At 52.8% G+C, this 18,386-nt stretch carries 15 protein-coding genes; 2 read left to right on the top strand and 13 right to left on the bottom strand.

All coding sequences use genetic code 11. The features are described from left to right. Positions 1–44 precede the first annotated feature (44 nt). From ACJJIZ_RS20770 to ACJJIZ_RS20820, 11 genes are all read right to left on the bottom strand, one after another. Positions 45–404, bottom strand: coding sequence for a hypothetical protein (locus tag ACJJIZ_RS20770; RefSeq protein WP_444892827.1), 360 nt, complete (start codon positions 402–404; stop codon positions 45–47). 180 nt (positions 405–584) lie between these two features. Beyond that, positions 585–878, bottom strand: coding sequence for a hypothetical protein (locus tag ACJJIZ_RS20775; protein WP_444906377.1), 294 nt, complete (start codon positions 876–878; stop codon positions 585–587). Beyond that, positions 868–1,170, bottom strand: coding sequence for a hypothetical protein (locus ACJJIZ_RS20780; RefSeq protein ID WP_282934207.1), 303 nt, complete (start codon positions 1,168–1,170; stop codon positions 868–870). Before ACJJIZ_RS20780 ends, ACJJIZ_RS20775 begins: the two co-directional genes overlap by 11 nt. 95 nt (positions 1,171–1,265) lie before the next feature. Continuing rightward, a complete protein-coding gene (locus ACJJIZ_RS20785; protein ID WP_282934208.1) occupies positions 1,266–1,538 on the bottom strand; it encodes a hypothetical protein in 273 nt (90 codons plus the stop codon). Positions 1,539–2,045: 507 nt separating this feature from the next. Further along, the gene (gene aceF / locus ACJJIZ_RS20790) at positions 2,046–3,689 is read right to left on the bottom strand and encodes a dihydrolipoyllysine-residue acetyltransferase (protein ID WP_444914718.1); all 1,644 of its coding nucleotides are present in this window, start codon (positions 3,687–3,689) and stop codon (positions 2,046–2,048) included. Between the two features lie 17 nt (positions 3,690–3,706). Continuing rightward, entirely contained in the window at positions 3,707–6,376 is a 2,670-nt protein-coding gene (aceE, locus tag ACJJIZ_RS20795) for a pyruvate dehydrogenase (acetyl-transferring), homodimeric type (RefSeq protein WP_444914719.1), read from the bottom strand. A 448-nt stretch (positions 6,377–6,824) separates the two neighbouring features. Then, complete coding sequence (locus ACJJIZ_RS20800; RefSeq protein WP_444895154.1) at positions 6,825–7,403, bottom strand: class GN sortase; 579 nt, start codon at positions 7,401–7,403, stop codon at positions 6,825–6,827. Positions 7,404–7,405: 2 nt separating this feature from the next. Next, the gene (locus ACJJIZ_RS20805) at positions 7,406–9,766 is read right to left on the bottom strand and encodes a marine proteobacterial sortase target protein (protein WP_444914720.1); all 2,361 of its coding nucleotides are present in this window, start codon (positions 9,764–9,766) and stop codon (positions 7,406–7,408) included. 162 nt (positions 9,767–9,928) lie between these two features. After that, entirely contained in the window at positions 9,929–11,032 is a 1,104-nt protein-coding gene (locus ACJJIZ_RS20810; RefSeq protein WP_444914721.1) for a phosphoribosylaminoimidazolesuccinocarboxamide synthase, read from the bottom strand. Positions 11,033–11,123: 91 nt separating this feature from the next. Continuing rightward, positions 11,124–12,209, bottom strand: coding sequence for an AI-2E family transporter (locus ACJJIZ_RS20815; protein ID WP_282934585.1), 1,086 nt, complete (start codon positions 12,207–12,209; stop codon positions 11,124–11,126). A gap of 23 nt (positions 12,210–12,232) precedes the next feature. Beyond that, positions 12,233–12,526, bottom strand: coding sequence for a sulfurtransferase TusA family protein (locus ACJJIZ_RS20820; protein WP_444914722.1), 294 nt, complete (start codon positions 12,524–12,526; stop codon positions 12,233–12,235). A 192-nt stretch (positions 12,527–12,718) separates the two neighbouring features. Between ACJJIZ_RS20820 and ACJJIZ_RS20825 the strand changes: the two genes are divergently transcribed. Beyond that, positions 12,719–14,227 (top strand): M48 family metalloprotease, encoded by a 1,509-nt coding sequence (locus tag ACJJIZ_RS20825; protein ID WP_444914723.1) that lies wholly within the window; start codon positions 12,719–12,721, stop codon positions 14,225–14,227. Between the two features lie 67 nt (positions 14,228–14,294). On the opposite strand, the gene nadA is transcribed toward ACJJIZ_RS20825, so the two are convergent. Further along, positions 14,295–15,347 carry a quinolinate synthase NadA gene (gene nadA / locus ACJJIZ_RS20830; protein ID WP_444914724.1) on the bottom strand — a complete coding sequence of 351 codons (1,053 nt, stop codon included), beginning with the start codon at positions 15,345–15,347 and terminating at the stop codon, positions 14,295–14,297. A 102-nt stretch (positions 15,348–15,449) separates the two neighbouring features. On the opposite strand from nadA, the gene ACJJIZ_RS20835 reads away from it, so the two are divergent. Beyond that, positions 15,450–16,607 carry an NAD(P)/FAD-dependent oxidoreductase gene (locus tag ACJJIZ_RS20835; RefSeq protein WP_444914725.1) on the top strand — a complete coding sequence of 386 codons (1,158 nt, stop codon included), beginning with the start codon at positions 15,450–15,452 and terminating at the stop codon, positions 16,605–16,607. A 171-nt stretch (positions 16,608–16,778) separates the two neighbouring features. Here ACJJIZ_RS20835 and ACJJIZ_RS20840 read toward each other — a convergent pair whose 3' ends face one another. Beyond that, positions 16,779–18,272 carry a hypothetical protein gene (locus tag ACJJIZ_RS20840; RefSeq protein ID WP_444914726.1) on the bottom strand — a complete coding sequence of 498 codons (1,494 nt, stop codon included), beginning with the start codon at positions 18,270–18,272 and terminating at the stop codon, positions 16,779–16,781. Positions 18,273–18,386 lie beyond the last annotated feature (114 nt).

The raw sequence follows: 18,386 nt of genomic DNA on the forward strand, positions 1-18,386 counted from the left end.
CCGCTTAGCCTGGGCGCATAAATGCTGTGCGTCCGGGCTTTTTTCTATTTGCGCGTTTCCTTTTTCCAGCGGGCTCTCGGAAATAAAATTACATAAACCCGAATCAATAACCCCATGGGTACACAAAAAATAATAACGATCACCCCCAGAAGGGCTCGCATATAGTCACTGCCCTCTTCGTGTTTCTCAGCGCGATCCCACAGATAAGACTGGTAACAGTGATCCGGCCCATCTATTGGCATCAAGGTGTAATTAATCACCCGCTCCAAAAATCTCCAATAGTGGCGAAAACGGGTTTCCGTCACTCTAGAAAAATACCCACAGCGTGCCGATATTGTTGCATCGGGATTACCACCGGCAATAGCATTTCCCAGCTGATCCACTGCGACAATTACATTTCGCATCCAGCTTCTATTGGCACCCCTCATTATGAAACCTGTTTAAATCGGCATCCCAAAATAAAACGATCCAGTCTTAATTTTTACTCCACTCAGGAAAAAACAATGGAGTCAAAATAAACTGCGTGCCCCCATACCACCATTTCGCACCGGCTCAAAAAGCGGCACTAGCGGAAAATTACTTGGTCAGTAGAAACTGTAACTCAACTCAAATGGTGAATAGGGTCCTTCACACCAATCACCGGTGTCCAGTTGATAGCAGTGCACACCCTCGGCAATACAGTTGTCGAGACTTCCCATATAGGGATCACCGGCCAGACAAAAACGCGGGAATGCTGTAAGTTCATCCGGTGGCACCGGAGTAGTTTTGTAGGTGTAGTAAGTTGCCGTGCCGGTTAAGTCATAACCGAAACCGTCAGCCACGCAGCCCGCCAAGGACTGCGCTACAAGAATAAGAATAAAAACAACGCTAATTTTCATAGGAAATACAACGCCTTCCACCGGAGATGTCAAAACAACGGGCACTGGGTGGGCAAATAGAACCCGGCGCCAGCTCCTCAGAGTCTCCCGGGCAGCTTGTTGGAGACGCAGGTGCATCTGGCACATGGGAGGAATGAGAAGAGTGAGAAGAGGGATAACCCCGGTATTCCGCATGGCGGGGAATTGGCGGGCTTACGGGATAAACCACTTGATTGCGCGTATCGGGGGTTCCACAACCCTCAAGGAATACACCCATCGACAAGGCAGAAATAAATATCGCAAACTTTTGCATGGTAGCGCTCCGTATCAGCACCGCGCGGACAGAGTCCACGCACTTTTAGATCCGGCTATTTCGCAACAGCTCCACACTAGGCTCAGCTACTGTCGTTAGTAAACCCGCAATATAGGGAAAAACCAGGCCATGGAGTCTTGCAAGCTATCTACGCAATCCGCCGCCTCGCATTCGCTTTTGGCGGTAAGGGGTTGTGGGTATTTTGTGTGGTTACTGCCGACTTCCACAAAGCTGGCGCTTTGTCCGGCAGCCTCTGCCTCATAAAAGAAAGGGTCTTCACCCTCCACTTCGTCCGCAGGCAAAAACAAGCAGCCCTGCATCGCAAATACCGCCACAAGCGGCAACGCGAATTTCCTTGTAGGTCCCATAATCCGACACCTCACATTTTCAGTGCTGCGATGATAGTAGCCTCTCTGTGAGTCTAGCTGCCGAGGCATTAGCAGCCAGCAACCCAGAATCGATTTGCGCGTAAATCATCTTATTGTTGTTTTACGCGGCGAATAGTTCATTTCCACTTAAAGGCTAACTTACTTATATGGAATGTAGGGAGCCTCTAAATAACTCCGTAATGCCTCTGCGGGTCTTGAAGGCTGCAGATGTTAGGCGCAGCTCGCCGCGAATGGCCCTAGCCCTTTGCAAGAGCTGCAACGCAGCAGATGCGGCCTTCAAGGCCCGCCCTTCGGGGCTTACAGAGCGATTCACACTCCGCGTTGCGACTTCTTGAAAGGTCTAGACATTCCTGCGAAGCCGCGCCTTGATTGTGAACCGCTCTGCATGCCAGAGGCATCACGGAGTTATTCAGAGGCTCCTTAGTCCTGACTATAAAAAAAGCGGCCGATTGGCCGCTTTTTTTACTGGCTTTAACTCGCTGGTAATTACAGCAACAGTCTGCGCACATCTGCCAGCACGCTAACCAAGTAAGTCATAAAGCGTCCGGCATCTCCGCCATTTACCGCGCGGTGATCGTAGGAGAGTGCCAAGGGCAACATTTGACGAGGCTCAAAGTCCTTACCGTTCCACACCGGCTTCATCGCCAGCTTGGAAACACCGAGGATACCAACTTCCGGAGAATTGACGATCGGGGTAAATCCGGTGCCGCCGATAGCCCCCAAACTGGAAATGGTAAAGCAGGCGCCCTGCATCTCGTTGGGCTTCAGCTTGCCATCGCGGGCTTTCAGGGCCATTTCAGTGGCCTCGGCCGCCAGCTCGTACAGGCCTTTCTTATCCACATCGCGGATAACCGGCACCATTAAGCCTTTGGGTGTATCTACTGCCATACCCACATGCACATAGTCCTTGCGCACAATGTGCTCGCCATCGTTGTGCAGGGACACATTAAAGCTCGGCTCTGCACGCAGGGCCGCGGCTACCGCTTTCAGCAGGAAAGGCACTGGAGTGAGCTTCACTCCACGCTTCTCCGCCTCGGCCTTCATGGACTTGCGGAAGGTTTCCAGCTCTGTGATATCCGCATCGTCAAACTGGGTGACGTGAGGCACGTTGAGCCAGTTGCGCGACATGTTGGCTGCGGTGATCTTGTGGATCTTGCTCATCGGCTCCACATTCACCGGGCCAAACTGGCTGAAGTCGATATCCGGCATCTTGGCGATACCGATTCCACCGCCGACACCAACCGCACCGCTCTCAGCTTTCTTCACCTGGTCGCGGATATAGTTGTGCAGATCGTCCTTGGAGACCCGGTTGCGCGGACCGGTGGGCTTCACCTTATTCAAGGTAACACCCAACTCGCGGGCCAGTTTGCGCACGGCAGGGCCGGCGTAAACCTGGGCTGCTGCGGTAAGGTTGCGCTCCAGCTGAAAGTCTTTCTGCGGCACTGCCGGGGGTTCAACAGACGCAGATGCCTGTTGCGGCGCGCTCTCGGCAGGCGCTGTCGCTGCAGGAGCTGCAGCTGGAGCTGTGGGCTCGGCGGCGCCTGCAGCAACTACTTTCAACACGCCCAGGGTGTCACCCGTGGAAACCTTATCGCCTTCTTTTACCGCGATAGAAACCACGGTACCGGCGCTGGGGGAAGGCACATCCATAGAGGCTTTATCGCCTTCCACCACAATCAGGGAGTCCCCCTCTTCAACCACATCACCGGGCTGTACACTGATCTCGATCACATCAACCGCATCAGCACCGCCCAGATCCGGGATCTGGATCGTTTCCTCTTTCGGCTCGCCGCTCGGCGTCGCCACAGGGGCTTCAGCCACAGGCTCTGCAACTGGTGCAGCTTCTTGCTTGGCGGGGGCCTCAGCGGGCTCCTCTGCCGGCGCTTCCGCCACATCGGTTTCGATTTCCCCAATCACGTCGCCTTCAGAGACCTTATCGCCCTCTTTCACGCTGATGCTGAGGATTTTGCCAGCCACTGGGGCTGGCACATCCATGGAGGCTTTATCGCCCTCCACCACAATCAGTGAATCCTCTTGCGCGACGGTATCGCCGACAGCAACAGAAATTTCAATCACATCCACCTGATCGGCACCACCGAGATCAGGCACTTTAATGACTTGTTTTGCCATAGGAGTTCTGCCTTCTCTTAGCTGATGCGCGGGTTAACTTTTTCGGCGTCGATATTGAGCTTCACGATTGCTTCCGCAACCTCTTTCGCATCAATAACGCCCTGCTTGGCCAAGCCGTTCAGTGCGGCAATTACCACGTAGTTGCGATCCACTTCGAAGAAGCGACGCAGCTGCTCGCGGCTGTCACTGCGGCCGAAACCATCGGTACCCAGGGTGGTCAGTTCACCGTCGATAAATTCGCGCAGTGGTTCCACATAGGAACGGATGTAGTCGGTGGAGGCGATAACCGGGGAGGTATTGCCTTCGAACTGCTCAGTGATCCAGGCTTTGCGCGGCTCGGCTTCCGGGTGCAGCATATTCCAGCGCGCCACATCCTGGCCTTCACGGGCCGATTCCACAGCGGAGGTGAGGCTCCAGACATCGGAGGTCACTCCGAACTGGTCGGCGAGGATATCCGCCGCTGCCAGTACTTCGCGCAAAATAGTACCGCCACCAATCAGCTGTACATGTTTCTTCGCCGCTTTGCCCTTGGCCCCTTTCTTGACGTTGGACTGCAGTTTGTAGATACCGCGAATAATGCCCTCTTCCACGCCCTGAGGCATTTCCGGCTGCAGGTAGTTTTCGTTCTCGATAGTGATGTAGTAGAAGAGGTTCTTCTGCTCTTCGTACATCTCTTTCAAGCCGCGCTGCATAACCACCGCCAGCTCATAACCGTAAGCCGGGTCGTAGCTGCGGCAGTTGGGGATAGTGGAGGACAGCACGTGGCTGTGGCCATCCTGGTGCTGAAGACCTTCACCGTTCAAGGTGGTACGGCCGGCAGTGGCACCGATCAGGAATCCGCGCGCCTGCATATCACCAGCGGCCCATGCCAGGTCGCCAACGCGCTGGAAGCCGAACATGGAGTAGTAGATATAGAAAGGCACCATCGGCACACCGTGGTTGCTGTAGGCAGTGGCCAACGCCATCCAGGCGGACATAGCACCGGCTTCGTTGATGCCCTCTTCCAGCACTTGGCCTTTCTTATCTTCCTTGTAATACATGATCTGGCCGTGATCCACCGGGGTGTAGCGCTGCCCCTGGGAGGAATAGATACCCAGCTGGCGGAACAGGCCTTCCATACCGAAGGTACGGGCTTCATCGGGAACGATCGGCGCGATGTTCTTGCCGATATTCTTGTCTTTTACCAGGGCGGCGATCGCGCGGACAAATGCCATGGTAGTGGAGATCTCGCGCTCACCGGAACCTTTGGTCAGTGCGCTGAAGGCATCGAGACCAGGGACTTCCAGTTTCGGGCACTCAACCGGGCGACGGGGAACCGGGCCACCCAAGGCCTTGCGGCGCTCCGCCATATATTTCATTTCCGGGCTGTCCGGAGATGGGCGGTAGTAAGGAACTTCTTCCAGCTCTTTATCAGTGAGCGGAATGGCAAAGCGATCGCGGAAACGCTTGAGGGAATCCAGGTCCAGCTTCTTCACAGAGTGGGTATCCATCGCCGCTTCACCGGCGGAGCCCAAGCCGTAACCTTTAACGGTCTGGGCCAGGATCACGGTGGGCTGGCCTTTGTGGGCCATCGCCGCCGCGTAAGCTGCGTATACCTTGTAAGGATCATGGCCGCCACGATTGAGCTTCATGATCTCATCGTCGGACATATCCTTAACCAGCTCCAGCAACTCCGGGTATTTGCCGAAGAAGTGCTCGCGGGTATAAGCACCGCCGTTGGCCTTGAAGTTCTGCATCTCGCCATCGACCACTTCGTCCATGACTTTCTGCAACAGGCCTTTGTCATCTTTCTCCAGAAGCGGATCCCATAGGCGGCCCCAGAGTACTTTGACAACATTCCAACCGGCACCGCGGAATACGCCTTCCAGCTCCTGCACGATCTTACCGTTGCCGCGTACCGGGCCGTCCAGACGCTGCAGGTTACAGTTAACCACGAACACCAGATTTTCCAGTTGCTCGCGACCGGCCAGGGAAATTGCGCCCAGGGTTTCCGGCTCGTCACATTCACCATCTCCTAGGAAAGCCCACACCTTGCGATCGCCGCGCGGGGACAGGCCGCGGGCAGACAGGTAGCGCATAATGTGCGCCTGGTAAATCGCCTGGATCGGCCCCAATCCCATGGAAACCGTAGGGAACTGCCAGTACTCCGGCATCAGCCAGGGGTGCGGGTAAGAGGACAGGCCATTGCCGTTCACTTCGCGGCGGAAGTTGTCCAGCTGCTCTTCATCGAAACGCCCTTCCAGGTAGGAGCGGGCATAAATACCCGGTGCGCTGTGGCCCTGGAAGAAAATCAGGTCGCCGCGCTCTTCACCTTCATTGCCACGGAAGAAGTAGTTAAAGCCCACATCGTAGAGTGTCGCCGCAGAGGAGAAACTGGAAATATGGCCGCCGAGGCCATCGTCATTCTGGTTGGCACGTACCACCATCGCCAGGGCATTCCAGCGAATCAGGGAGCGAATGCGGCGCTCCATAAATAAGTCGCCAGGCATACGCTTTTCCGCATTGGGCGGAATGGAATTGCGATAGGGAGTGGTGATTGCCGCAGGCAATTGTACGCCTACATCGGTAGCGCGGTCAGACAGCTGCTTCAGGAGGAAGGCTGCGCGTTCTTTGCCGCTATAGCGGATAACCGCTTGCAGCGCGTCCAGCCACTCCTGCGTTTCGAGGTTATCGGTATCTTCGTGCATCAAGTGCTCCTCGGCGAATTAGGCGACGTCGAGTCGGTCTATTTCTCAAAAATCGGTACGCGGGCAAACTACAGCGCGAGCAAAAAAAAGCTTCCTTTTTTTCTTGGTTCCGCCAATTCACCAACTTTGTTGGCGTAAATGCAAAGTTTGTGAATCTTTACTCGAATATGACGGTGAGGAAAGCGGCGCAATTGATTGCCGCAAGTGCCTAGTTTGACTGTGATTATTTGTTCCGGGGCCCGCGCAGACTGGCGGACAAAACCCCATCCCCGGTTGTTAGCGGAGGGAATTGTAGTATTACTACAAAAAATTTTCCAGATAGGACGGTTAGTAACAAATAAAACAAAAGAGCAAAACAATTATTTGCCGTTTGGCCGTTTCACCGGAACATTTAGTGGAATTTTTGAGAAAATGAACTACAAAATCGAGTCTCAAACAAAGACATCAGTCACAGCTGAACCAGCTCCCCACCGGGTTGATATTCAGCGTAGACCAAGTAACGCAGCGGGCCACCAGCCGCCAGGGCATTAAAGGGGTAACAAGTCACCAGCAATAAACCCCGCTCGGCAAAGATCGGCAAACGCTCTCTCTCACTGTCCACAATTCGCATTTCCGCAACCCGATAAGTATGCCAGCGTCCGCGTTTATCCTGCAGGTAAATAGAGGTACCCCGCCTGACACGCTCTAATCCCGCAAAGTGAGTATCCCGGTGTGCGGCAATAACCGTGGTGCGAGGCTCGCCAGGATTGCCGGACCCAGCTAAGAGACCAGGGCCGAAAGCCAACGCCTGGCCACTACCGCCGCTGAGAACAATTAATGGCGACTGTCCTTCCAACTTTAACTTGGCCACTGGCCAGGTGTCCGCCCAGGGCCAGGGCTTTTGCAGAGCCCCGCCCTGTAGCTGTTCTTCCCAAGCACTATTAATCAACACTTGGGCCAATTCTGCCTTGGCCAGGAGCCAGCTGGCGGAACCCAGCTGCCACAAGCCCGTTCCCAAGCAAAGCATAAAGAGCAGTGAGCGAGCCACGCTTACACACCTCCCCGTTGCAGAGGATTAGCGCCGCTGGGTTGACGGGGGTCCGGTAAAACCCTGCGCAGGAAGGAGCGCAGGGCTCGGGTCAAGTTGCTGCGCAAGGCCCGACCGCGCTGGAAGATCGCCGCAAACATCAACAATACCGCCGCTGCCAATAACTGCCCGTAGAGACCTGTAGCAGTTTGCGGATAGGCCTGGCGCTGTAGCACTTGCCCTTTAGCCATCATATTGGTGACCGAGCTGCGAGATAACTTCTCTTCAGCGCTGCGTACAACTTCCTCTTCAACTGCAACAAAACTGGTATAGGGGCTGGCAAGTTGATGCCTCAGGGCAATCTGTAAAATCTGTTCGCGCAGAGCCAAGCCCGCATCCGACTGCTCTCCAGACTGAAGCTGCCGGTCCCGCAGAGAATCTATCTTGCTGCGCGCCCAGACACTGCCGATGCCTGAAGTATCGCTATCACTCTCTACTTTCAGAGCTAGTTTGCGCACAAACTGTTTACCCGCCATTCGGCCCCGCAGCTGGATACCTCCCTGCAAGAGGTCACCCTGCACCTTGGCCACCAACTGCATAGGCTCACCGTTATAGAGATCCGGGATACGCTTGGGGTAGGCATCCGCGACGACTCCCTGGGGCCAACTGAGTTGCAGGTCTGTAGCCATAGGGTTTTCCAACTTGGCGAACAGAGCCTGCATACGCTCGCGAACTTCGGAAATATCACCGATGGTGACGAAAGTACCGCGCCCAAACTGAGCAGCTTTGCGCATAAAGTGGCTATTGGGAGCCGAACCAATACCCACAGTAAACAGCCGGGCGTTATGCAGGGATTGGCTAATTAACTCGAACAGGGCCCGCTCATTGCCCACCGCACCATCTGTAATAAATACGACTTGCTGAACGGTACTGGTGTCGTCCTGCATTTGCTGACCGAATGCCATTCGCAAGGCCGGCGCCATTTCTGTACCTCCCTCTGCATTCAGGTTTTCGATTTCCTGATGCGCGCGGCGAATATTCTCCGCGCTCGCGGCTATCGGGCGCGGGAAAAATGCACGGGTTGTACTGTTAAATTCAATAACGTTAAAGCGATCATTACTGTGCAGGCGAGACAGTGCCAGGGTAAGGCTCTCCTTCGCCTGGCGAATAGAGTTGCCAGACATGGAACCGGAAGTATCGATCACATAAATCACTTCCCTCGGTAAACGCTGCGCGGAAGTACCGTCGCTGGGAGGCAGTAGCATGACCTGTAAATAAGCACCAGCCTGCTCTTCTGCCCCCTCTTGCGCTGTGATTTTCTCGCTAAACAACGCCGCCCGCGGCATAGCAGAAGCGCGCGGTTGCCAATTCAATAAGAAATCCCGATCCATTGCGGCTGTTTCATCGCGCAATTGAATCCGATAGCGACCGTCACCCCGGTTATCAATATCAATCTGGTGATAGGGGCTATCGATTTTTGCTAGCGGCAGTCCGCCATGCAGATCCACCTCGATAGAAATATTATGGCTACCCAGTGCCTGTAGCTCCTGCGCTGACTGCATAAACGGAGTTATCGATGCAGCATCCGGCACTTGATTAGTGGGCAATGCCCAGCCACTACTCTCTGCCACCAACTCCTGTTCATCGCCGTTCAACGCCTGGGAGGGTATTGGCTTGCCAGGGATATAGCGCGGAGTCAATGTCGTGGGCATGCGCAGTGAAAAAACGCCACTGTCATAATTAACCGGCTGCAAGTAGCGGATATTAATTTGCACCCTCTCATCGGGGGCAATATTGGCCACTTTATTAGTAAACAGATTTGGGCGCTGCTGCTCTAGAAGAGCTGCACGCTTACCCGCCGCACGAGCAGCCTTATAAATCCTGGAGGCCTCTTTTCGCTCGTGTACCTTACCGACAATGCGGCGCTCGCCCATCTGAATTTCAAGCCCCGCCACCGCAGCTTGCTCAGGCAGCGGTAATGCATAAACCGCTTCCTGCCAGCCGTCGGTGGTATTCTTGAATTGCTGCTGAAGCTCGACTTCCGCTACCAGGCCCCGTACGGAAATACTGACCTGACTTTTCAGGTGCACCGCTGGAATGTACGTTTCGGGTTCATTGCCAGTAAAAAGTAAGTCCCCGCCCTTTACATCGTCCAGAGTAACTGTCTCGGTGAACTCCCGCTGGATCGCATCACTCACAGCGGGAAGCTCCTGGGCATTGACCTCTGCCCCGATTGCCGCAATAACCACCGCCAATACCACCACAACAAATAACAACCAGCGCCCTACACCACCAGTTTTCTGACGGCGACGATAGTATTCCTCTGTCGGCAACATCAGATCGTCTTTATGGAACCGCTGCCCGAATAACATCACCCTGTTCACTCACTTCCCTCCACTTTTAAATTGGATGTTGAAGTCATTAAACAGAGGGAAGCGGGCGAAAGGCGGCAGGAATACGAACACAAAACAGGAGGAATTGTGGCGAATTATGGCAGACATAAAAAAACCGGCGAAAACGCCGGCTTTTTTTCAGTTCGATCCAGATTAGTCGACCAGACCGTAATCCTTGCGGAGAACTTCGAGCAATTCCTCTTTAGGATTATCAGATATCTCAAGTTTCGTACCAATAATCTTCTCCGCAATACCAATATAAGTATTAGAGAGATCCATCAGCATAGATTCTGGCAGCTCGTTATCACGAGCTAAAGCCGAGCGCTCATCCATGCGATCTTTGTTCAACAGGATATCGGCATCGGGGAAGTAGTTGAGCAGCGCCTGGCGAAAACCCTCTTTGGATTTCTCCACAACCTTACCTGCGCGATACTCTTCGCCGTCCCAGATACGGGAGGAGTCCGGGGTTCCCACCTCATCCATATAGATCAGCTTTTCTTCACCATTGGCATCGGTGACATAGCCGAATTCAAACTTGGTATCGACAAAGACCTGATCGAGCTTTTCCAGCTCTGCGGAAATCAAATCGAAACCTTCTTTTAACAACTTCTCGTACAGATCGATATCGCACGCATTGCGGAAGCCAAAGGCCTCGAAATTGTCTTCGATATTCTTGCGAGTGACATTGACATCGTCCACTTCCGGCACGCCGGGGATACCCTTGAGAATACCTTTGCTGGAGGGAGTAATGAGCAATTCAGGCAGCTTCTGGTCTTTCTGCAAGCCATCGGAAATCTCGATACCACAGAACTCCCGCTCACCCTTCTCATAGGAGCGCCACATGGAGCCGGTGATGTACTGACGGGCGATCGCTTCGATCATAACCGGGCGCGCCTTCTGTACGATCCACACCAGCGGGTGCGGGATATCCAGAATGTGGCTATCGGCGAGGCCCTGCTCTTTAAACAGCTTGAACCAGTGGTTGGAAATAGCATTTAGTGCTGCGCCCTTGCCTGGTACGCCGCGCATACCGCCTTCGCCAGTCCAGATACAGTCGAACGCGGAGATACGGTCGGAAATCACCATTACCGCAAGTGGGGTGTCAGGAGAAACCGGGTAGCCCTTCTCCTCAATCAGGCGGCGGCTGTCTTCTTCGCTCAGCCAGTATACGGAACGGACCTTGCCACTGTGGATAGGCTTGTCGGTGCGGATCGGCAGGTCATTATTGACCGCTAGAACTTTGTCAGCCAGGCTCATGGGCTCTCACCTATTTGAAGGGACCAAATAAAAGAAAGCGCGGCATTCTAGCAAATGCCATAGCCTACCGACAAAGAAAGATATCGGGCAATTACTCCGAACTTCTCCTGGCCTCCCATTCCACCTGGTGCTCATGGGTGGGCCAGGCACTCATAATGGCCTTGAGCAAGGTCGCCAGGGGAATTGCAAAGAAGACGCCCCAGAAACCCCAGATACCGCCAAAGAACAGTACCGCGAGGATAATAGCAACCGGGTGCAGGTTAACTGCCTCAGAAAACAGCAGTGGTACCAGTACGTTGCCATCGAGTAACTGGATAATGCCGTAAGTCATCATCAGGTATAAAAACTCGTTACTCCACCCCCACTGGAAAAGCCCAATAGCCGCAACGGGGATAGTGACAACCGCTGCACCGATATAAGGAATCAACACACTGAAGCCCACGGCTACTGCCAGCAACAGGGCGTAGTTCACCCCCAGTAACAGAAAAGCGGCATAACTGACAGCAGCCACAATGCCAATTTCTATTACCTTACCGCGCACATAATTGGCCACCTGATCATTCATCTCATGCCAAATCTGGTGGAGCATGGGCCGTTCTTTGGGCAGGAAAGAGGTACACCAGCGGATCAGCTGCTCTGCGTCCTTCAGGAAGAAAAATACCAGGATCGGCACCACTACAACGTAAATCAGCAAGCCGGCAAAAATGGGTAGGTTGGTAAGGGAGAAGGCCAGCAGTGTCTGCCCCAGGCCGCCCAGTTCGCTGCCAAGGGTATTGAAAATTTCATCGATCTGCCCGGCCGAAATTAAGCGCGGGTAGCGCTCAGGGAGTAACAATAAAAGCTCCTGGCCTCGCTGTACCATATTGGGCAACTCCGCCCCAAGCCGCACCAACTGACGCCAGATAATAGGCAGCACCACAAATAACAGGGCCACAATAGTGCCCACCAAGACCAAACAGGAAAGGGTAACCGCCAGCCAGTGTGGCACACGCCAAGACTTCAGCTTTTGCACCATGCCCTGCATCAGGAAGGCGATCACCAGCGCGGTGAATACCGGGGCCAGCACAGCGCCCAGAGTCGCCAGAACCACCAGGGCCAGGGTCAATATTAAAACCAGAAGCACCACTTCTTCCTGACTGAAGTAGCGGTTCACCCAGCCTTTTACAATCGATAACATAGACTCTCGGGATTTATCTTTATTCATTTGCCAGCGTACAGCCAATATTGAAAGGTATTATTACGTCGCTCAGCGCGGAGCAGGGGCCGGCCACTTAAAGATGCAAAACTGTGGAAGTCTCGCCAGGACCCTTCATCAGTGGCCAGCACACAAAGCAGCGTTCCCTCTGGGTATTCCCGCAATGCCCGGCGCATGGCCAGTAACGGTTGTGGGCAGGGCAGATTTCTTGCATCCACAATAGTGGCCGCGTCCCAGTTCGGTATCTGGGTATCGGGCTGATTGGTAGAAGAAGTTACTGACATTGCCTTTTTAGTCACAAACCAGAATTGCCGGGGATTATAGCGCGAACCAGACGCCATAACCCGCGCAGGCTTTACGCTTTTTAACTTTCCGCCTGGCGCAAGTGTGAACCTTTTATGGTCCACTAAGTCCAAACCTCGACAGTCCAACGGGGTAGCGTATAGAGTTGGACTATAGATCCTTCATGGACAGACCGAGCAGTAATCAAGATGACTGATTCCAAAAACAGCCTGCTTCACCGAACGCGCCCCCCAGCTATCCTCCATCGACTTCGCGCAGGACTGCGAAGCCTGGGTATGGGGTTGTTACTCGGCGCAGTCCCGTTTGCTGCCATCGCGGACAGCGATGAAATCCGCCTCCCCGAACTGGGCGATAGGACCAGCGGGGTCGTCTCCCACACCCAAGAGAAAGAACTGGGGCAGATGTGGCTGCGTATTTTTCGCAGTCAGGTTCGCACTTCCAGTGATGCCCTGATCCAGCAATTTGTCGAGGGCATGGTCAAGGAATTGGCCGAGTACAGCCCACTGGAAGACAAAGAAATTGATGTTGTTGTAGTAAACAACAAAACCATGAACGCCTTTGCAGTCCCCGGTGGAGTCATGGGGATCCATACCGGCCTGTTTCTGTTTGCTGAGCGTGAAGACCAGTTTGCATCGGTAGTTGCTCACGAATTGGGCCACCTCAGCCAGCGGCACTACGCCCGCTCCCTGGAAGCACAGCGCAACAGCACAATTCCTACTCTGGCCGGCATGCTCGGTGCCTTGGTTCTGGCGGCTACCGCCGGTGGTGAAGCGGGAATAGCAGCTATGAGCGTGACCCAGGCTGCAGCCCTGGACAACCAGCTGCGATTCAGCCGCAAGAATGAGCAAGAGGCAGATAGGGTCGGTATTGATACCCTAGCCAAATCCGGCCGCGATCCAGAGGCCGCCGGTGAAATGTTCGAACAAATGCTCAAGGCCACACGTTACTACCAACGCCCCCCAGAATTTCTCCTGACCCACCCCGTTACAGAAAAGCGTATTGCCGATGCCAAGTTGCGCGCTCAGCGTATGGAAAAAGTGGCTCCCAGCGAGGACCTGGATTATCACCTGATGCGCGCCCGAGTACGGCTCGCCACAGAACCAACGCCGCAGCAAGCAGTAAAACGCTTTAGCGCGGAGCTGAATGGCATTAATGACAATGAGGATGCCGCCCGTTACGGTCTCGCCCTGGCCCAAGTAGCCGCAGGTAGACCCGATTCAGCGCTGGACACCTTGCAGCCCTTGTTAGACAAAACTCCCTCAAAAGCAGCCTATGTGCTGGCCCGAGCGGATATCGACCTGTTGCGAGAAGACTACAGCAGTGCCACCAAGCGCCTGCAGTGGGCCCTCGATCGCAACCCGGGAGACCACGCCTTAATCATGGGCCTCGCCAATGCCCACTTTAAAGCCGGCAACTACCTGGCTGCAGAGCGCCTGCTGGCGAAATATAGCCGTACGCGGAAGAAAGACCCGGCAGTCTGGTACCTATTGGCGGAGACCCACGGATTAGCCGGAGATATTGTTGGCGTGCACGAGGCCCGGGCTGAGTATTACATTCTCAACGGCATATTCGACAAGGCTATTCAACACCTGCGCCATGGAATTCGCATGTCAAAAGACGATTACCAGGTCAATGCCATCTTGGAACAGCGCCTCAAAGATGTGCTGAAAATGCAGGAAAGAATCGAGGAGCTGTAACTCCCCCCAACAAAAAGAGCGGCCATTGGCCGCTCTTTTTGTTTGCTCACCGCCGCTCCCTCAAGAGCTAACCTTTGCGGAAATCCAACATCCGCTGCAGCGGGATCATCGCCTTGCGCCCCAGTTCCGGGTCCACAAAGATCTCATTATCCCCGCGTTCCAGTACACCGCAGAGGTTCTCCAGAGAGTTCATCGCCATCCAGGGGCAATTAGCACAGCTGCGGCAAGTGGCTCCAGCGCCGGCGGTTGGCGCCACCATTAGCTCTTTGTCTGGGCACTCCTGCTGCATCTTGTAGAAAATGCCCTGGTCGGTAGCCACAATAAAGCGCTTCTCTGGGCGGGTCTTGGCAGCATTAATAATCTGCGAGGTAGAACCCACAACGTCGGCCAGGGCTACCACAGAGGCGGGAGATTCAGGATGCACTAGAACCACAGCATCCGGATAGAGGGCCTTTAAGTCCTCAACCCCCTTGGCCTTAAACTCTTCATGCACAATACAGGAACCGTCCCATAACAGTACGTCTGCGCCGGTTTCCCGCTGGACATAGCCGCCGAGGTGCTTGTCAGGTGCCCAAAGGATTTTTTCGCCATTGGCATCCAGGTGATCCACTACATCCAGCGCAATACTCGAAGTCACCACCCAGTCCGCCCTGGCTTTTACCGCAGCAGAAGTATTGGCGTAAACCACCACCGTGCGGTCCGGGTGCTGATCGCAAAAATCAGAGAATTCTTGCGGGGGACAGCCGAGATCCAGGGAGCAGGTTGCCTCAAGGGTCGGCATCAGTACTTTCTTGTTCGGGGTAAGGATCTTGGCGGTCTCACCCATAAACTTTACCCCGGCCACTACCAGAGTATCGGCGGAGTGCTGAGCGCCAAAACGGGCCATTTCCAATGAGTCAGAAACGCAGCCGCCGGTTTCCTCCGCGAGGGCCTGAATCAAAGGGTCGGTATAGTAGTGTGCGACCAATACTGCATTCTGTTCTTTCAACAAGCGCTTAATGCGCTCGCGCCATTCTTGCATCTCTTCTTCGCTATATTGAGACATTACCGGCTCCGCCAGGTGCGCTTGCACCAAAGAGCGAGAATCTACCTTGTCTGCGGCAATGGACTTATGAGTCATGACTAACTTCCAGTCGCGGAAAAGCGCGCATTATAGCGCAATGAAACGACACCACCACGCACCCTTTCGACAGCAATTTTAGCTTGGCGTTACAGGCAAAATATGCCGAGGGAATTCAGCCTGTTCGCTCTAGAAGATGCGCATTTCAACAATAGGACCTCTATGGAGATATTGGATACAGTGATAGTCGGGGCAGGCATATTGGGGCTTGCCTGCGCCTACCAGATGAGCCGGGCTGGCCACAAAGTGATTGTGCTGGAACAACACAATGCCATTGGAACCGAAACCAGCGCTCGCAGTAGTGAGGTCATTCACGCTGGCCTCTACTATCCAACGGACAGCTTGAAAGCCCGCGCCTGTGTAAACGGTAAATCCATACTGTATCAATTCTGCCAAGAATACGCGGTGCCCCATAAGCAGCTCGGCAAACTGGTAGTCGCCACCGATAAAGCACAGCTTGCGCAATTGAGAGATCTCAAAAATCAGGGGGATACTAATAACGCTGGCGGACTTCGATTACTAAGCGCCTCTGAAGCCCGATCTATGGAGCCGGAATTACAATGTGCCGGTGCCATTTACTCTCCGACAACCGGCATTATCGATAGCCACAGCCTGATGCTAGCCCTTGAGGGTGCCATGGAAGCCAGGGGAGGAGAAATTATACTTGCGAGCAAAGTTGCGCGAATTGAAATATCCAGCGGAACTTGCCAACTCGTGATGGAGGATGGCTACAAACTGAAAACCTGCAATCTAATTGTGGCCGCAGGCCTCCACACAAGCTCGCTAGTGGGGACGATAAATAGCGAAGTTATAAAACGAGAAATTCCCACCACGTATTTTGCTAAGGGCAGTTACTTTACCCAGTCAAGTAAGGTGCCTTTTTCACACTTAATTTACCCTCTACCTGAAAGTGCCGGTCTGGGTATTCACCTCACTCTGGATTTGGCCGGAGGAGCGCGCTTCGGTCCAGATGTGGAATGGGTCGAGTCCATTAACTACCAAGTGGATCCGAGTAAACTAAATACATTTTATGACAACATCCGTCGCTACTGGCCTGGAATATCAAAGAATACTTTACGGCCTGGCTATGCGGGCATTCGCTCCAAAATTGTACGCAGGGGCCACCCCGCTGGTGATTTCCAGATTTATCACAAAAGCCTATCGGATAAATCTCAGTTAGTGGCATTTTTTGGAATTGAATCCCCCGGACTGACCTCTTCACTATACCTCGGAGAAGTAATCGTAAAAATGATTTTCTAATTATTTACCCACTGGAAGATAAATTCTGTTTAACTCAAACAATCACAACGAAAGCAGAAAGAATACGCTATTGAAGTGATAAAGTAGAAATAGTATTTATCTACCAATCACCTACATCAGGTTCAATATAAACCCCAGGGTAATCTTTCCCCTTAGCTTTTACGGTCCGAATTACTGAATAATCATACCCATATTCCCCGTACCCAGCTGTGTTGCCAGTGCGGTTTGGAAATCATTCACTTGAGTGGTGGTATGAGTATTTAAAGTACCTGTTTGAGAGGTGGTACTGGCGCTACTGAAAACCCCAGCTTGGCTGACATCAACCGTATTCATATTTCCATCTTGGGTAATGGTGATATTGGATGATGTGACATCCGTTTGTAATACCATCAGAAAATTTGATGTACCAGTTTGCAAAGTAGTCACACTACTCAGGTCAACCAATGTATCTTGCTCAACATCAGCGGTATTATCCGTTCCCGATTGGGTGATATCAATCACACTATTACTAATAAGGCCGTCTTGTTCCGCAGTCACCATATTAGTGGAACCACCTTGATCCACCGCTATCGTACTCAATGAAATAGGTCCATCTATTTGCATCAACTGGGCGTTATTATTGTCTCCGATTTGAGTCACTGTTGCTGTTGTAAAGTCTAAAAAATTACTCTGATTAATATCTACTTCATTCATATTTCCGCTTTGTATAACAGTCGCAACTGTTGAGGAAATATCCCCCTCTTGATCCACACCGATGGAGTTATTATCTCCAGATTGACTTACAGTGATAAAACTCAGGGAAACCTGATCTTCTTGATCTACAAACAATCCATTGTCAGTACCATCTTGGGTGACACTAGCAGAACTACCTGTAACCCCATTTTCCTGATCTACATCCGCCTGATTGCTTATACCTGATTGAACTATGCTTGCAGTAGTCGAATTAACAGCCGAAACTTGGATTATATCGCCATCATTTGAGGATCCCAGCTGTGTAATAGTCGCAGTGGATGAAGTGATATTGCTAAACTGATCGACATCCAAAACATTATCATCGCCAACTTGATTGACAATAATGGTACTGCCCGAAATCACTGTCGACTGTTGTGCATCTGCATCGTTCATATCTCCATTTTGACTACCACTAATAGAACTGTTATCAACGATATCTTCCTGCTCCAATTCGGTTACATTTGAGGAGCCTATCTGGATTGATGTTACAATACTCAAGCTAATCTGGTTATCCTGCCTGGACTCAAATTCATTATCAGTTCCCGACTGGGTCGCAACCACAGAGCTATTATCCACGATATCTCCTTGTGGAACTTCCGCATCATTCATATCTCCCATCTGAGTAATTAGTACCAAGCTCTGGGTAACTCCCTGCTCCTGACTGAGATCTGTACTGTTAGAATTACCAAATTGGTTGGTCGTTAAACTTGAAGATTCAACCGTATTTTCCTGTGTGGACTCAGCCTGATTCAGATCTGCCTGCTGATTAATCGTATTATTAGCAGCATTAATATTCATCTCCTGCGTCGATGTCGCTTCATTGTTATCACCAACTTGTATATGGGCAATCAAACTATTGATCGTATTGTCCAGTTGCATCGCGTTCGAAATATTTCCCGCCCCCTCCTGGATAACCACAATCTGGTTATCCATAACAGTGGATCTACCTGGCTTGAGGCAGCCATATTGAGGGAGCCTTGTTGGGCGACCTCCGTGACATTATTGTCAGCAGCTGCTCCACAGTGAGCTACTGCCAACACCGCAGCA

Source organism: Microbulbifer maximicatervae (SeqCode), assembly GCF_052467225.1.

Excerpts from the sequence above, each read along its gene's own strand:
- ACJJIZ_RS20840 (WP_444914726.1), bottom strand. The coding sequence starts at position 18,272 with ATGGATAACCAGATTGTGGTTATCCAGGAGGGGGCGGGAAATATTTCG.
- aceF (WP_444914718.1), bottom strand. The coding sequence starts at position 3,689 with ATGGCAAAACAAGTCATTAAAGTGCCTGATCTCGGTGGTGCCGATCAG.
- ACJJIZ_RS20780 (WP_282934207.1), bottom strand. The coding sequence starts at position 1,170 with ATGCAAAAGTTTGCGATATTTATTTCTGCCTTGTCGATGGGTGTATTC.
- ACJJIZ_RS20835 (WP_444914725.1), top strand. The coding sequence starts at position 15,450 with ATGCCGAGGGAATTCAGCCTGTTCGCTCTAGAAGATGCGCATTTCAAC.
- ACJJIZ_RS20775 (WP_444906377.1), bottom strand. The coding sequence starts at position 878 with ATGAAAATTAGCGTTGTTTTTATTCTTATTCTTGTAGCGCAGTCCTTG.
- aceE (WP_444914719.1), bottom strand. The coding sequence starts at position 6,376 with ATGCACGAAGATACCGATAACCTCGAAACGCAGGAGTGGCTGGACGCG.
- ACJJIZ_RS20785 (WP_282934208.1), bottom strand. The coding sequence starts at position 1,538 with ATGGGACCTACAAGGAAATTCGCGTTGCCGCTTGTGGCGGTATTTGCG.
- ACJJIZ_RS20770 (WP_444892827.1), bottom strand. The coding sequence starts at position 404 with ATGCGAAATGTAATTGTCGCAGTGGATCAGCTGGGAAATGCTATTGCC.
- ACJJIZ_RS20825 (WP_444914723.1), top strand. The coding sequence starts at position 12,719 with ATGACTGATTCCAAAAACAGCCTGCTTCACCGAACGCGCCCCCCAGCT.
- nadA (WP_444914724.1), bottom strand. The coding sequence starts at position 15,347 with ATGACTCATAAGTCCATTGCCGCAGACAAGGTAGATTCTCGCTCTTTG.
- ACJJIZ_RS20810 (WP_444914721.1), bottom strand. The coding sequence starts at position 11,032 with ATGAGCCTGGCTGACAAAGTTCTAGCGGTCAATAATGACCTGCCGATC.
- ACJJIZ_RS20815 (WP_282934585.1), bottom strand. The coding sequence starts at position 12,209 with ATGTTATCGATTGTAAAAGGCTGGGTGAACCGCTACTTCAGTCAGGAA.